We start from the raw sequence: 215 nt of genomic DNA on the forward strand, positions 1-215 counted from the left end.
TCCAGCACGGCATCGGAGCATCCCTCATCCATGGTAAAACGCTCTCTGTCCCAGTCTGCAGAGTAACCGAATTTATGGAGCTGCTTAACGATACGGCTGCCGTAGTCCTCTTTCCACTCCCATGCCTTCTCCAGGAATTTATCGCGTCCCAGATCATGCTTGTCAATTCCCTCGCTCTTCAGCTTATCAATAACTTTAACCTCTGTGGCGATGGC

General features: G+C 50.7%; 1 protein-coding gene. It reads right to left on the reverse strand.

Going from position 1 to position 215, the window contains the following annotated elements; genetic code table 11:
* On the reverse strand, positions 1-215 hold a 215-nt coding region (locus HJY11_RS14435), incomplete at both ends, for a class I tRNA ligase family protein (protein ID WP_208076553.1).

It is taken from the genome of Bittarella massiliensis (ex Durand et al. 2017) (assembly GCF_017566145.1).
Taxonomy (GTDB): Bacteria; Bacillota; Clostridia; order Oscillospirales; family Ruminococcaceae; genus Bittarella; species Bittarella massiliensis_A.